Source organism: Kitasatospora sp. NBC_01250 (assembly GCF_036226465.1).
In the GTDB taxonomy this organism is placed as follows: domain Bacteria; phylum Actinomycetota; class Actinomycetes; order Streptomycetales; family Streptomycetaceae; genus Kitasatospora.
Window position 1 is genome coordinate 5,228,293 of sequence record NZ_CP108476.1, and the last position, 14,653, is coordinate 5,242,945.

Annotated in this window: 13 protein-coding genes; 11 read left to right on the plus strand and 2 right to left on the minus strand. The window is 72.9% G+C overall.

Going from position 1 to position 14,653, the window contains the following annotated elements; genetic code table 11:
• Nucleotides 1–256: 256 nt before the first annotated feature.
• Complete coding sequence (locus tag OG500_RS22030) at nt 257–460, minus strand: cold-shock protein (protein WP_184936065.1); 204 nt, start codon at nt 458–460, stop codon at nt 257–259.
• Nucleotides 461–850: 390 nt separating this feature from the next.
• Between OG500_RS22030 and OG500_RS22035 the strand changes: the two genes are divergently transcribed.
• The 7 genes from OG500_RS22035 to OG500_RS22065 all read left to right on the plus strand — a co-directional run bounded on the left by OG500_RS22035 (nt 851) and on the right by OG500_RS22065 (nt 8,488).
• Complete coding sequence (locus OG500_RS22035) at nt 851–1,744, plus strand: menaquinone biosynthetic enzyme MqnA/MqnD family protein (protein WP_327071632.1); 894 nt, start codon at nt 851–853, stop codon at nt 1,742–1,744.
• A 132-nt stretch (nt 1,745–1,876) separates the two neighbouring features.
• Nucleotides 1,877–3,565, plus strand: coding sequence for a serine/threonine-protein kinase (locus OG500_RS22040; RefSeq protein WP_327068406.1), 1,689 nt, complete (start codon nt 1,877–1,879; stop codon nt 3,563–3,565).
• A 127-nt stretch (nt 3,566–3,692) separates the two neighbouring features.
• The gene (mqnC, locus tag OG500_RS22045) at nt 3,693–4,913 is read left to right on the plus strand and encodes a cyclic dehypoxanthinyl futalosine synthase (RefSeq protein ID WP_329582724.1); all 1,221 of its coding nucleotides are present in this window, start codon (nt 3,693–3,695) and stop codon (nt 4,911–4,913) included.
• Nucleotides 4,914–4,925: 12 nt separating this feature from the next.
• Nucleotides 4,926–5,516, plus strand: a complete 591-nt coding sequence (locus OG500_RS22050; protein WP_329582726.1) for an imidazolonepropionase-like domain-containing protein — start codon at nt 4,926–4,928, stop codon at nt 5,514–5,516.
• A 215-nt stretch (nt 5,517–5,731) separates the two neighbouring features.
• On the plus strand, nt 5,732–6,295 hold the full coding sequence (locus tag OG500_RS22055; protein WP_327068409.1) for a hypothetical protein: 564 nt from the start codon (nt 5,732–5,734) through the stop codon (nt 6,293–6,295).
• A 90-nt stretch (nt 6,296–6,385) separates the two neighbouring features.
• The gene (locus tag OG500_RS22060) at nt 6,386–7,078 is read left to right on the plus strand and encodes a demethylmenaquinone methyltransferase (protein WP_327068410.1); all 693 of its coding nucleotides are present in this window, start codon (nt 6,386–6,388) and stop codon (nt 7,076–7,078) included.
• A 126-nt stretch (nt 7,079–7,204) separates the two neighbouring features.
• On the plus strand, nt 7,205–8,488 hold the full coding sequence (locus OG500_RS22065) for a geranylgeranyl reductase family protein (RefSeq protein WP_327068411.1): 1,284 nt from the start codon (nt 7,205–7,207) through the stop codon (nt 8,486–8,488).
• Between the two features lie 81 nt (nt 8,489–8,569).
• On the opposite strand, the gene OG500_RS22070 is transcribed toward OG500_RS22065, so the two are convergent.
• Nucleotides 8,570–9,265, minus strand: a complete 696-nt coding sequence (locus OG500_RS22070) for a peptidylprolyl isomerase (protein WP_327068412.1) — start codon at nt 9,263–9,265, stop codon at nt 8,570–8,572.
• A 310-nt stretch (nt 9,266–9,575) separates the two neighbouring features.
• Between OG500_RS22070 and OG500_RS22075 the strand changes: the two genes are divergently transcribed.
• Genes OG500_RS22075 through OG500_RS22090 form a run of 4 tightly spaced genes read left to right on the plus strand, consistent with a single transcriptional unit; the run spans nt 9,576 to nt 14,644 of the window.
• Entirely contained in the window at nt 9,576–11,339 is a 1,764-nt protein-coding gene (locus tag OG500_RS22075; RefSeq protein WP_327068413.1) for an FAD/NAD(P)-binding protein, read from the plus strand.
• The gene (locus tag OG500_RS22080) at nt 11,336–12,022 is read left to right on the plus strand and encodes a GNAT family N-acetyltransferase (RefSeq protein ID WP_329582731.1); all 687 of its coding nucleotides are present in this window, start codon (nt 11,336–11,338) and stop codon (nt 12,020–12,022) included. Before OG500_RS22075 ends, OG500_RS22080 begins: the two co-directional genes overlap by 4 nt.
• Nucleotides 12,022–13,218 (plus strand): MFS transporter, encoded by a 1,197-nt coding sequence (locus OG500_RS22085; protein WP_329582734.1) that lies wholly within the window; start codon nt 12,022–12,024, stop codon nt 13,216–13,218. The genes OG500_RS22080 and OG500_RS22085 overlap by 1 nt, the downstream gene beginning before the upstream one ends.
• On the plus strand, nt 13,211–14,644 hold the full coding sequence (locus OG500_RS22090) for a lyase family protein (RefSeq protein WP_327068416.1): 1,434 nt from the start codon (nt 13,211–13,213) through the stop codon (nt 14,642–14,644). Before OG500_RS22085 ends, OG500_RS22090 begins: the two co-directional genes overlap by 8 nt.
• The last annotated feature ends 9 nt before the right edge of the window (nt 14,645–14,653 follow it).

The window sequence follows — 14,653 nt, forward strand, 5'->3', positions numbered from 1 at the left end:
GACTGGAAGAGCGGGCGGCCGGAAAGCCGGGCGGCGCACGCCCGGGGAGCGTGCAGGGGTTAACGCGCCATCACAATTGAGCCAACCTCAAAAACGGGCCCGGAATCGCCCCGGAAGCGAAAACGGCAGGGGGCCCGCCGGGCATCGCCCGGCAGGCCCCCTTGGTGGTGCGTGTCATGCTCGGCGGCCCGGGGAGGGCCACGGGTGCACCCGGTGGTGGCCGGGGCCTGAGCGATCAGTCAGCAGAGAAGTAAGGTCAGACGGTGGTGACGTTCTCCGCCTGCGGGCCCTTGGGGCCCTGGGTGACGTCGAAGGTGACCTGCTGGTTCTCCTCCAGCGAGCGGAAACCGTTCGCGTTGATGGCGGAGTAGTGGACGAAGACGTCGGGGCCGCCGCCCTCCTGGGCGATGAAGCCGAAGCCCTTCTCAGCGTTGAACCACTTGACGGTTCCCGTGGCCATGCCGTTCTCCTTGCGAGGGACGTATTGGTTACCACACCGTGTGGTAACCGGTCCGCTGCGCTGATCGCCCCGCCTCCGGAGTGGACCCGGAGTTTTTCGCATAATGCTGCAATGCTGAAAAACTACAAAAAGCCCGCGGTTACATGCTCCGCAGGCTTCAAGTACTGCAAGGGGAATCAAACTGCAACTGGATGAAACCGTAGCACGCAGGCGCGGGCTCGACCAGAGGTGTCTGCCGGGACCTGAGGGGCGTGTCGGAGATGGCTGAAAGCGTGTTGCGCGGGGGTCGCGCCGAACCGCGGAAGGCGCGGGCATACGCTGCCAGCACAGGACCGACGGGCAAGGGAGTACACCGTGGCTGAGCTGGTGCAATCGGCGGTAGAAGCGGCAGTGGGCGCGAGCGCGACGGGTGACGGCGGCTCGGGCGGCGCACCGCTCACCCGGCCCCGGGTCGGCCACATCCAGTTCCTCAACTGCGTGCCCCTCTACTGGGGCCTGGCCCGCACCGGCAGCCTGCTCGATCTGGACCTCACCAAGGACACCCCGGAGAAGCTCAGCGACCTGCTGGTCAACGGCGCGCTGGACATCGGCCCGATCACCTGCGTCGAGTACCTGCGGCACGCGGACGAACTGGTGCTGCTGCCGGAGATCGCCGTCGGCAGCGACGGACCGGTGATGTCCTGCGTGATCGTCAGCAAGCGTCCGCTCGACGAGCTGGACGGCCGCCCGGTCGCGCTCGGCTCCACCAGCCGGACCTCGGTGCGGCTCGCCCAGCTGCTGCTGGCCGAGCAGGTGGGCGTCCGCCCCGAGTACTTCAGCTGCCCGCCCGACCTCGACGCGATGCTGGCGCAGGCGGACGCCGCCGTGCTGATCGGCGACCCGGCGCTGCGCGCCACCCTGGAGGCGCGGGCGGACAGCGGCTACACCGTCCACGACCTCGGGGAGATGTGGAAGGCGTGGACCGGGCTGCCGTTCGTCTTCGCGGTCTGGGCGGCCCGGCGCGAGTTCGTCGAGCGCCGGCCGGAGCTGGTGGCGGCCGTGCACCGGGCGTTCCTGGACTCGCGCGACCTGTCGCTGGCCGAGGCCGACCAGGTGGCCGCGCAGGCGGCGCGCTGGGAGGCCTTCGACGCAACGGTGCTGGAGCGCTACTTCAGCGAGGCGCTGGACTTCTCGCTCGGCGAGCGGCAGCTGGCCGGCATCGCGGAGTTCGCCCGCCGGGTCGCGCACGACAGCGGCTTCGAGCCCGATGTGAGCTTCCGGCTGCTGGAGCCGGTGGCGTCCTGACCTCCCGCCCGCCTCGGCTGATGGATCGTCACATGTGTTTCACGGATCGCTGATCGCGGTTCCGCGGCGTGTCGCCGACCGGTACGGTCGTGCCCAGCCGGCCGGGGTGTCGGCCGGGGAGGGGAACACACCGTGGAGCCACTGGAGCCGGACGACCCGCGCCGGCTGGGCGGGTACCAGTTACTGCGGCGGCTCGGCGCCGGCGGGATGGGCCGCGTCTACCTGGGGCGGACGGCGGGCGGGCGCCACGTCGCCGTCAAGGTGATCCGAGCCGATCTGGCCGAGGACGCCGAGTTCCGCGCCCGCTTCCGGCAGGAGGTGGCGGCGGCCCGGCGGGTGGGCGGCCGCTGGACGGCCGCGGTGCTGGACGCGGACCTCGAGGGCCGCCCCCCGTGGGTGGCCACCGGGTACGTCGCGGGGCCGGCGCTCAGCGCGGCCGTCCGCGACTTCGGACCGCTGCCGGCCGCCTCGGTGCGCGCGCTGGGCGCGGGGCTGGCCCAGGCGCTGGCGGCCGTGCACGGGCTCGGGCTGGTGCACCGGGACGTCAAGCCGTCGAATGTGCTCCTCACGCTGGACGGCCCGCTGCTGATCGACTTCGGCATCGCGCGGGCGCTGGACGCGGGGACGGCCCTGACCCGGTCCGGCCACCTGGTCGGCTCGCCCGGGTTCATGTCCCCCGAGCAGGCCCAGGGGGTGGCCGCCGGGCCGGCCTCGGACGTCTTCTCGCTGGGCGCGCTGCTCGCGTACGCGGCGACCGGCGTCCCGCCGTTCGGGGAGGGCGACTCCAACCCGTACGTGCTGCTCTACAACGTGCTGCACGAGGAGCCGCGGCTCGACGGGCTGGCCGAGCTCGACCCCGGCCTGCACGCGACCGTGCTGGCCTGCCTGGCGAAGGACCCCGCCGGTCGGCTGACGCCGGCCCGGTTGGGCGAGCGGCTGGACCCGGCCGGAGCCGGCACCGCCCGGCCGGGCGGGGGGACCTGGCTGCCGGCGGCGCTGGCGGCGGCGGTGGGCCGCCAGGCGGTGGAACTGCTGCACCTCGACCACGGCCCGGAGCCCGGCCCGGATCCGGGTCCAAGCCGGACCCGGCTCGCGACGACGGTGGACGCGGGGCCGGGCGCCCGGCCGCGCCCGGCGCCCGGGAATCCCCCGGCGGGGTACCCATCGCCGTCGCACACCCCCACCCAGCCGTACCACCCGGCCCAGCCGCACCCGCACCCGCAGGTGCACCCGCAGGCGCCGCTCCGGGCCGGTCGCCGCTGGCCCGCCGTGCTCGGCGCCTCGGTGCTGGTCGCGGTGGTCGCGGTGGGAGCCACGCTGTGGCTGTCGAAGGGGGCGGGTTCGTCGACGGCCGGCCGGTCGGCGACGGCGTCCGGACCGACAGCCCCGACCGGCCAGTCGCCGACCCCGGCCGGGGCGTCCGCACCCTCCGGGTCGGGCGCCGCCCCGGCCGCCGCCCCGTCGAGCGCCACCCCCGCCTCGGGCGGTGCGATACCGCAGCCGTTCCTCGGCAGCTGGAAAGGGGACCTGACCGCCCAGGGCCTCACCGGCTCGGTCACCTACCGCGTCACGCTGCGGCAGGGCACGGTGGGTCAGGTGGTGGCCGACGCCACCAGCTTCTGGTCCAACGGCACCACCTGCACCGGCACCGACTACCTGGTCTCGGCCAGCCCTGACGAGGTGGTGCTCATGATCAAGCAGCTGAAGGGCGGCCTCGGCTGCATCGCGGACGACCAGCCGCGGGTGTACACCCGGAACTCCGACGGCAGCCTGCACCTCGACGTCGACGGTGGATCGGGCGACCTCACCCGCGTCTCCTGACCCGGCCCCCGACCGCCGAGGGCACACCGGTGGCACACCCACGGGCGGCCGAAACGCCTGGCGTAGGCTGGTTCGGTCATGTCGCCGGGCCGGCCCGGCATCCGTGAGCAAGAAAGTAGGCCGCCAGGTGTCCGAGCCCGTAGCGACTCTCGACGCGTCCAGCACCGACCTGCAGGCCGTCCTCGACCGCGCGGCGGCCGGCGGTCGGATCTCGGCCGAGGAGGCGCTGGAGCTCTACCGCTCCGCGCCGCTGCACGCGCTCGGCGCGGCGGCCGACGCGGTGCGCCGGCGCCGGTACGCGGGCACCGAGCACATCGCGACCTACATCATCGAACGCAACATCAACTACACCAACGTCTGCGTGACGGCGTGCAAGTTCTGTGCGTTCTACGTGCCGCCGAAGAGTGACAAGGGCTGGTCGCGCGAGCTGGACGAGATCCTGCGCCGCTGCGCGGAGACCGTCGAGCTGGGCGGCACCCAGATCATGTTCCAGGGCGGCCACCACCCCGACTACGGCGTGGAGTACTACGAGCGCGCGTTCTCCGCGATCAAGGCGGACTTCCCGCAGCTGGTGATCCACTCGCTGGGCGCCTCCGAGGTCGAGCACATGGCGCGGATCTCGGGCGTCTCCATCGAGGAGGCGATCACCCGGATCCACACCGCGGGTCTGGACTCCTTCGCCGGCGCCGGTGCCGAGCTGCTGCCCGAGCGCCCGCGCAAGGCGCTCGCCCCGCTCAAGGAGTCGGGCGAGCGCTGGCTGGAGATCATGGAGACCGCGCATCGGCTGGGTGTCGAGTCCACCTCCACCATGCTGATGGGCACCGGCGAGACCAACGCCGAGCGGATCGAGCACCTGCGGATGATCCGCGAGGTGCAGGACCGCACCGGCGGCTTCCGGGCGTTCATCCCGTACACCTACCAGCCGCAGAACAACCACCTCAAGGGCTCGACCCAGGCGACCGTCTTCGAGTACCTGCGGATGATCGCGATCGCCCGGCTCTTCCTGGACAACATCGCGCACATCCAGGGCTCCTGGCTGACCACCGGCAAGGAGGCCGGCCAGCTGTCGCTGCACTACGGCGCGGACGACCTCGGCTCGGTGATGCTGGAGGAGAACGTGGTCTCGGCGGCCGGGGCCAAGCACCGCTCCAACCTGACCGAGCTGATCCACCTGATCCGCACCGCGGGCCGGGTGCCGGCGCAGCGCGCCACCACCTACGAGCACCTGCGGGTGCTGGACGACCCGGCCAACGACCCGGTCGACCCGCGGGTCGCCTCGCACATCGCCTCCACCGCGATCGAGGGCGGCACGGCGCACCCGGAGCTGAAGATCCTCTCCACCAACTGAGGCCCCGCCGCCGTGCTCACGCTGCACCGGGCCACGGTCCTGGCGCCCTCCGGCACCGCCCCGTCGATCGACGACGGGGCGGTGCTGGTGCACGGTGACCGGATCGCCGCGCTCGGCCCGTACGCCGAGCTGGCGGCGGCCCACCCGGACGCCCGGCTGCGCGAGTGGACCGGCGCGCGGCTGACCCCGGGTGGGGCGCAGCCGTACGGCGCGCTCCTGCTGGAGCACCACTACCACCCCGACCCGCGCGAGGGCATCGGCGTCGAGCCCCGGCCGCTGCCGAGCGGCGGCTTCGCGGCGGGACAGTACGGCGGGCCGGGCGGCAGCGCCCGCCGCGGGCTGCAGCTGATGCTCCGGCACGGGACGACGGCCCTGGCCGGCCCGTTCGAGCGGCCCGAGGTGCGGACGGCGGTGAGCCGCTCGGGGCTGCGGGTGCTGGCCCCGTTCGACCCGCCGCAGCCGCTGCACGCCCTCGCCTTCGAAGCGGTCCCGAACGGGACGCTGGCCGTCGGCGGACGGGCGGATTTCGCCATCTTCGATCGGGAGACCGGCCAGTGCCTGGGCACGGTACTCGCCGGTAGGTTGGTGTACCGGGGGCGCTGAGGGGCCTGTTCCCAACGGGGAGCGGGATGGTCGGTCCTCGAACTCACCTCCTGCGCGGCCGTTCTGATTCCGGTTCGCCGTGACCTGAGGGCCGGTCAGCGGTTACGATCCCGGTCGGTCCTCCGCCCGTCCGGCCGTCCCCCGGTCGGCGCAGGGCCTGCCTCACCACATGTCTCACGGGAAGCCAGGTCAGCCCAGCCATGCGATCCCCGTCCATGCCCGCCGTCAAGAGGATCGGCCGCGGCTGGTACCTCGCGGCGGTGCTCAGCGCCGTGCTGGCGGTCGGCATGTGCCTGCTGGGGTGGCACCAGGCCGCGCTGGCCGACAAGATCGGCGCCGACCCGGTGCAGGTCCAGGGCACGATCACCCAGCTCCCCGGGGGCAGCGCCAGCTACAGCGGCGTCAAGTACCTGGCCGACGGCCGGCTGCGCACCGCCACCGACCTCGCGCTGCCCGACGACGTCAAGGTCGGCGACCCGATCTGCCTGGAGCACGCCGCCCAGGACGCGGGTGCGGTGCGGGCCTGCAACGAGCACTACCCGCAGCCGGCCGGCGTCCGGCTGGCACAGATCAGCGTGCCGGTGGCGCTGCTGTTCTGCCTGCTCTGTGTGCTGCGGATCACCCGGCACCGCCGCTCCGCCGGCGTCGGGGGCCGGCGCGCCAAGGTGGTGGCGACGGTGGCGCTGGCCACCGAGGCGCTGGCCGAGGGGATGCCTGCGATAACCCAGGGCAAGCGCTCGCGCCGCCGCCGCAAGGGCGGGCGCCGCGCGCTGCGCTGAGCCGGGCCGCGGGCGCGCGAGCGGCGGGCGCGCGGTCGGCGCGCCGAGCCCCGCGGCCGGGCAGGCCGCGCCAGGGTGAACAATGGGTGCGTGACCCGAGCCTCGCTGGAGAAGCAGCCCCACGAAGTCGCCGCCATGTTCGACGACGTCGCCGCCAAGTACGACCTGACCAACGACGTCCTCTCGCTGGGCCAGGCCCGCGCCTGGCGCCGCGCGGTGGCCGAGGCGGTCGGCGCCGGCCCCGGCGACGTGGTGCTCGACCTCGGAGCCGGTACCGGCACCTCCTCGCTGCCGTTCCTGGCCGCCGGCGCGAAGGTCGTCCCGTGCGACTTCTCGATCGGCATGCTCACCGAGGGCAAGAAGCGCCACCCCGAGCTGCCGCTGACCGCCGGCGACGCAACCCGGCTGCCGTTCGCCGACGCCTCGTTCGACGCGGTGACCATCTCCTTCGCGCTGCGCAACGTGCACCGGACCGAGGCGGCGCTGGCCGAGCTGTACCGGGTCACCAAGCCCGGCGGCCGGGTGGTGATCTGCGAGTTCTCCACGCCGACCTGGACCCCGTTCCGGACCGTCTACACCGAGTACCTGATGCGCGCGCTGCCGCCGGTGGCGACCAGGGTGAGCAGCAACCCCGACGCGTACGTCTACCTCGCCGAGTCCATCCGCGCCTGGCCCGACCAGCCCTCGCTCGCCGTGCTGCTCCAGGAGGCGGGCTGGACCAAGGTGGCCTGGCGCAACCTCACCGGCGGCATCGTCGCGCTGCACCGGGGTACCAAGGCCTGAGGCGCCGAGCCCGCCGGAGCCGCCGGACCTGCCGGAGCTGTCGGACCTGTCCGGGGCGCCGGGTCAAAGCGCCGTAGACTGCTCGGGACCGTCAGCCAGTCCCGTAGTGCCAGGAGAGTGCCCACCGTGACCGAGACCGCCGTCGAGAGCTCCGCTGACGTCATCGTGGTCGGAGCCGGCCCGGCGGGCGCGACCACCGCCTACTACCTGGCCCAGGCCGGGCTCGACGTACTGCTGCTGGAGAAGACCGAGTTCCCGCGCGAGAAGGTCTGCGGCGACGGCCTGACCCCGCGCGCCACCAAGCAGTTGGTGGACATGGGCATCGACGTCTCCACCGCCAACGGCTGGCTGCACAACAAGGGCCTGCGGATCATCGGCGGCGGGGTCCGGCTGGAACTGGACTGGCCGGAGCTCTCCTCCTTCCCGGACTACGGACTGGTCCGCAAGCGGGCCGACTTCGACGAGCTGCTGGCCCGTCAGGCCGAGAAGGCCGGTGCCCGGCTCTACGAGCGCTGCAACGTCTCCGGGCCGGTGCTGGACGACCGCACCGGCAAGATCGTGGGCGTGACCGCCAAGCTCGGCCAGGACAAGCGCGAGGTCGTCTTCCGCGCCCCGCTGGTGGTGGCCGCCGACGGCAACTCCACCCGCCTCTCGCTCGCGATGGGCCTGCACCGCCGCGAGGACCGCCCGATGGGCGTCGCCTACCGGACGTACTTCACCTCCCCGCGCGGCTCGGACGACTACCTGGAGTCCTGGCTGGAGCTGTGGGACACCCGCGGCGGCGAGAAGAAGCTGCTGCCCGGCTACGGCTGGATCTTCGGCATGGGCGACGGCACCTCCAACGTGGGCCTGGGCATCCTGGACTCCTCGCCCGCCTTCGGCGAGCTGGACTGGCGCGAGGTGCTCAAGTCCTGGTGCGCCAGCATGCCGGCCGAGTGGGGCTACACCCCCGAGAACATGACCGACCCGATCCGCGGCGCCGCGCTGCCGATGGCCTTCAACCGCCAGCCGCACTACACCCGCGGGCTGCTGCTGGTCGGTGACGCCGGCGGCATGGTCAACCCGTTCAACGGCGAGGGCATCGCCTATGCGATGGAGTCCGGCCAGATCGCCGCGCGCACCATCGTGCAGGCCTCCGCCCGGGTGACGGACGGCGGGCGCGAGCGCGCGCTGCACGCCTACCCGGCCACCCTCAAGGAGGTCTACGGCGGCTACTACACGCTCGGCCGGGCCTTCGTGAAGCTGATCGGCAACCCGAAGGTGATGCAGCTGGCCACCCAGCGCGGGCTGACCCACCCGATGCTGATGCGCTTCACGCTGAAGCTGCTGGCGAACCTGACGGACCCGCAGGGCGGGGACGCGATGGACCGGATCATCAACGGGCTGGCCAAGGTGGCGCCGAACGCCTGACCGGTCCCCGCCCGGGGCCCGCGCCGTACCTGTGCCCCGCCCCCCAGGGCGGGGCACAGGCGTTCGGCGAGTGGCGCCGGGTCAGTGGTTGCTGATCCGCACGCCGTGGATGTTCACCGGCAGGGTCGGGAACCCGTCGCCCGCCCCGTTCTGGTCGTCCTCGCCGCCGGCGGCGATCTTCTGCAGCACGTCCAGCCCGCCGGTCACCCGCCCGAACGGCGTGTAGGCCGGGGGCAGCTTGGTGTCCTTCCAGACGAAGAAGAACTGGCTGCCGTTGGTGTTCGGGCCGGCGTTGGCCATCGCCACGGTGCCCGCCGGGTAGGTGGCGCCGGTCAGGTTCTCGTCGTTGAAGGAGTAGCCGGGGCCGCCGCTGCCCGTCCCGGTGGGGTCGCCGCACTGCAGCACGAAGATGCCCTGGGTGGTGAGCCGGTGGCAGTGGGTGTCGTCGTAGTAGTGGTGGTCGGCGAGGAAGCGGAACGAGAAGGTGGTGCACGGGGCCGCCGCCGTGAGCGCCTGGAAGGTCACCGCGCCCTGGCTGGTGCGCAGCGTGGCGTGGTACGGCTTCGCGGCCTTCGCGGCGTCGAAGACCGGGATGCCCTGGAACTTGTCGGCGGGCACGGCCTTCGTGTAGCCGCAGTTGGCGGGTGCCCCGGCGGTTGCGGGGGCGGCCGGGGCCGGCTTGGCGTCCGGCGAGACGGTGGCGGCCGAGGCGGCGCTGGTCGCGCAGAGCACCAGGGTGGCGGCTGCTGCTGCGGTGGCGAGGCGGGTGCGGGCCATGGGGACCTCTCGGGAGACGGCTGAAGGGGCGTCATGCGGGGTGTCATGCGCACAACGTCATGCCCACCGGTCACACAAGTCATTCCGGATCGGCGGGCCGGTGTCGTCCCGGCAGGTCAACGCCAGGATGGACGGCCCTCCTGACCTGCGCTCACCTCTGCTGACCAATGGCTGAACCCCAGTACATTCTTGGCCGGAAGTCAACTTCTCAATATCAGATCGTTATGACTAAGTTGAATATCAGCATTAAGGGGGATTTCCGGAACCATTGCGTTTCCTTTACCTAGGGGTGGGTTTGAGTTCGACACACGTGTCCGTAGCAATCGTGGGTGGGGGCCCGCGCGGGCTCAGCGTTCTGGAGCGGATCTGCGGCCTGGCCCGGATTCCCTGGGACGGCCTGTCGGTCCACCTCATCGACCCGCACCAGCCCGGCGCCGGTACGCATTACCCGGATCAGCCGAACTATCTGCTCATGAACACCGTCGCCGGCCAGGTCACGATGTTCCGCACCGGCGACAGCGCCGCTGCCGGACAGCCGGTTTCCGGCCCGAGCCTGGCCGACTGGGCCGGTGTCCCCGAGGACACCTACCTGCCGCGCGCCGTCCTCGGCCGCTACCTCGGCCACTGCTACCGGCGGCTGCGCCGGCACGCGCCCGACAAGGTCCGGATCCACGAGCACCGGGCGAGCGCCGAGACGCTGCGCGCGCTGCGGGACGGGTCCTGGGTACTCCAGCTGTCGGACGGTGCGATCGTCGCCGCCGACTTCGTCTTCCTGACCACCGGGCACGGCACGAACCACCCGACCGGCGCGGACCAGCGGATCCAGCAGTTCGTCGCCGACCACCGCCACGCCAACCCCAAGCTGCGCTACCTGCGCAGCTGCTACCCGCTGCAGAAGCTGGAGACCATCGAGCCCGGCGCCCGGGTCGCGGTCCGCGGCATGGGGCTGTCGGCGGTCGACACGGTCGCCAGCCTCACCACCGGCCGCGGCGGGCGGTTCGTGCCGGGCGCCGACGGCGACCTCGTCTACCGCCCCAGCGGCGAGGAGCCGCAGCTGCACGTCTACTCACGAAGTGGCCGGATCTTCTCCCCGCGGGCGGTGAACCAGAAAACACCGGCGGACGTGTACCGACCCGCATTCCTGACCCCGGAGGAGCTGCGCACCCTGCAACTGCGACACGGGCAGCTCGACTTCGAGGAACACCTGCTGCCGCTGCTGCGGGCCGAACTGCGCCGGGCCGCCGAAACGGCCGGTGGAATACCGGGCTCCGACGAAATCGAGTCGATTCTCCGCACCCCTGAACCCGTTCGCCGAACCCTCGGCGAATACCAGGCCGAACTCGTCGACTTCCTGCGGACCGACGAGCGGCGCGCCGCCGAGGGCAACCTGCGCAATCCGGTCAAGGCCGCCACCGACGCGTTGCGCGACCTGCGCGACGTGCTGCGCTGGGCCGTCGAGCACCGGGGGCTGACGGCCGAATCGCACCGGCGGTTCTGCCAGGTGTACGCCCCGATGCTGAACGCCGTGGCCGCGGGACCGCCCGCCTCCCGCTCGCGCGAGTGGCGCGCGCTCTTCGAGAGCGGCCTGCTGCAGCTCGGGGCCGGGCCGGGGGCCGCCGTGCGGCCGGACCCGGACAGCGCCGGGTTCGTCATCGAGAGCGGCCTGCAGTCCACCCCGGCGACCCGCTGCGACGTGCTGGTGGGCGCCGCGATCGACTCGTTCCTGCCCGACCAGGACGCCTCGCCGCTGGTCCGCTCGCTGCTCGCCGGCGGGCACGCCCGTCCCTTCGACAACGACGGATTCCGGCCCGGCGGGCTGGACATCGACACCGCCGGGCGGTTGATCGGCGCGGACGGCGCGGTCGTGCCGAACCTCTGCGCACTGGGCCACCTCACCGAGGGCGCGCACTACTTCACCAACATGCTGCCGGCACCCGGGGTCGACTCCCGGATCACCGCGGACGCCGCCGCGGCCGTGCGGGCCATGACCGACCACCTGCTGACGCCGCGGCAGCACCCCACCGCCCTCACCACCGCCCTGGCCCCCGCGTCCCTCAAGGAGCAGTCCGCATGACCGGCACCACGCAGCAGCACGCCCGCTGGATCAACCCGTTCAGCGTGCACGGCGACCACGTCACGCTGGTCCCGCTCGAGGAACGGCACGAGGACCGGCTGGTGGAGGCCGTGCAGGACGGCCAGGTGTGGGACACCTGGTTCGCCGCCGTGCCCTCCCCGGTCGGCATGCGGCGCGAGATCGAGTGGCGCCTCGGCCTGGCCGAGCAGGGCCGGATGGTGCCCTTCACGGTGCTCGACGCCGCCGGGCGGGTCGCGGGCATGACCGCCTACATGAACGTCGACCCCGACAACCGCCGGCTGGAGATCGGGCACACCTGGTACCGCGGCAGCGTGCAGCGCACCGCGCTCAACACCGAGGCGAAGCTGCTGCTGCTCCAGCACGCCTTCGAGGAGGCGGACTGCATCGCGGTCGGTTTCCGCACCGCCTTCTTCAACATGCCGAGCCGGCGGGCGATCGAACGGCTCGGCGCGAAGCTGGAGGGGGTCTGGCGCAACCACGTGATCCTGCCCGACGGCACGCTGCGGGACACCTGCTACTACAGCGTCATCGCCGGCGAGTGGCCCGCGGTGAAGCGGCACCTGACCTGGAAGCTCGACCACGCCGGGGCCGGGGCCGCGCCGGGCGGGTCCGCCGGGTCCGCCGGGTCCGCCGGGGCCGGTGCGGCCGACAGGTCGGCGTAGTGTCGCTGCGGGCCAGGACGGCCGTCTTCCTGCTCGGCCTGTGCGCCCTGCTCAACATCTACTCCACCCAGCCGCTGCTGCCCGACCTCGCGCACGACCTGCACGTCCCGCTCGGGCGCAGCACCTGGACGATCACCGCGACCACCCTCGGCGTCGCGCTGGTCGCCCCGTTCGCCGGGTCGGTCTCGGACCGGCTGGGCCGCAAGCGGGTGATGGTGGCGGCGATCGCGGGAGCGCTCGCCGCCACCCTCGCCTGCGCGGTGGCCTGGAACTTCGCCGCGATGCTGGTGTTCCGCCTCGCCCAGGGCCTGCTGATCCCGTTCGTCTTCGCGGTGGCCGTCTCCTACCTCGCCGAGGAGTACACCGGGCCGGTGGCGCAGCGGGCCAACGCCCTCTACGTCTCCGGCACGGCGTTCGGCGGCTTCTGCGGGCGGTTCCTGTCCGGGGCGGCCACCGAGCGGTTCGGCTGGCGGTCCTCGTTCGTCGTGCTGGCGCTCGTGCTGCTGGTGACGCTGGCGGCCACCGTGGCCTGGCTGCCGCGGGAGCGGGGCTTCACGCCCTCGGACTCGCTGCTGGCCGGCCTGCGCGGCATCGGCGGGCACTTCGGCAACGCCCGGCTGCTCGGCACCTGCGTCATCGGGGCGTCGATCCTCTTCCTCCAGGTGGGTGCGTTCACCTACGCCGGGATGCGGCTCAAGGCCCCGCCGTTCGGGCTGAGCACCTTCGAGATCGGCGCGGTCTTCGCGGTGTTCCTGGTCGCGGTGGTGGTCACCCCGCTCACCGGGCGGCTGATCGGCCGGATCGGGCGGCTGCGGACCTACCTGCTGGTCGGCCTGGTCTCGCTGGCCGGCCTCGCGCTGACCCTCGTGCCGTCCACACCGGCCGTGATCGTGGGCCTGGCGGCCTCCTCGACCGGCGTCTTCTCCGGTCAGGCCTGCGCCATCGGCTACGCCGCCGAGGCCGGGGGAGCGGCCCGGTCCAGCGCGGTCGGGCTCTACCTGACCTCCTACTACGCCGGCGGCAGCATCGGCGCCGTCGCACCCGCACCCCTCTACACCGCCGCCGGGTGGAGCGCGTGCGCCGCGCTGCTGGCGGCGGTGGTCGGCGTCAGCGTCCTGGTGGCGCTCGCCGTCTGGCGGCCGGCCCCGGTCGGCCGGCCCCAACGTCATCGTTTTGAGGAGCCTCTGTATGACTGATGATCTGAAGACCCGGGACACCTTCCACTGGCTCTGCGAGCTGGACAAGGCCTCCACCGTGATGACGGTGGAGGCGGGCATCGCACCGCGCGAGGTGGGCGCCCGCACGGCCGCCGCGATCGTCAAGGTGCTCGCCGACGCCGAGGCGCCCGGCGCCGACCGGCCCACCGACTACCTGCAGGTGGAGCCGCTGGTCCGCCGGCTGGTGGGGCCGGACAGCTCGCGGATCCACTCGGGCCGCAGCCGCCAGGACATGCTGCCCACCGTCCACCGGCTGCTGCTGCGCGACCGCCTGGTGCTGGTGCACCGCGCGCTCGGCGAACTGCGCGCGGGCCTGCTCGCCTGTGCCGAGCGGTACGGAACGGCGATCGTGCCCGCCTACACCAACGGCGTCCAGGCCCAGCCGACCACCTTCGGGCACCTGCTGCTCGGCTACGAGGCGACCCTGCGGCGCTCGGCCGACCGGCTGGCCGAGGCCTACCCGCGCCTCAACGCCTGCCCGCTGGGCGCCGCCGCGCTGGCCACCTCCAGCTTCCCGGTCGACCGGGACCGGCTGGCCGAACTGCTCGGCTTCGACGAGCCGGTGCAGAACTCCTTCGACGCCGCGCAGCTCTCGCCGATCGACGTCGGCTTCGAGGTGGCGTCGGCCGCGATGGGGCTGGCGCTGTCGATCGGCACCTTCGTCCAGGACGTGCACGCCCAGTACCACCACGCGCGGCCGTGGATCACCCTGGACAACACCGACCTGCTCAGCCCGAGCACCCTGATGCCGCAGAAGCGCAACCCCGTCGCACTGAACCGGGCCCGGCTGCTGGCCAGCGAGGTGATAGGCGACGGGGTGTCCACCGCGCTCGCCGCCCACAACGTCTGCTCCGGGCTGACCGACTACAAGCGGGCCGAGGCGCAGCGCACCCTGGACCGAGCCCTCGCGATGCTCGGCGAGGTCAACGCCATCGTCGCCGGGCTGCGGCTGGACGAGCGGGCCGCGCTGGAGGAGGTGCGCTCCGACTACTCGACCACCTCCGAGCTGGCGAACGTGCTGCAGCGCGACGCCGACGTCCCGTTCCACGTCGGCCACCGGTTCGCCTCCGCGCTGGTCACCTACGGGCGCGGCGCCGGTCTGACGGTCGAGCGGCTCGATTTCGCCGAAGCGCTTCGGCTGTACCGCGAGATCGCGGCCGAGTTCGACGGCGTTGCCGCCGAACTCCCGATGACGGAGCAGGAGTTCCGCGCGGCACTGGACCCGGTCAGCATGGTGGCCTGCTACCGGGGACTCGGCGGGCCGCAGCCCGCGGAGTTCCGGCGGCTGCTCGCGGCGGCCCGGGAGGCGCTGCGGGCCGACACCGGGTGGCTCGACACGGTGGCCGGGCGGCTGAGCGCGGCGAAGGGCGGGCTGGAGGCGAGCTTCGCCGCGCTGGCCGGGTGAGCAGCGCGT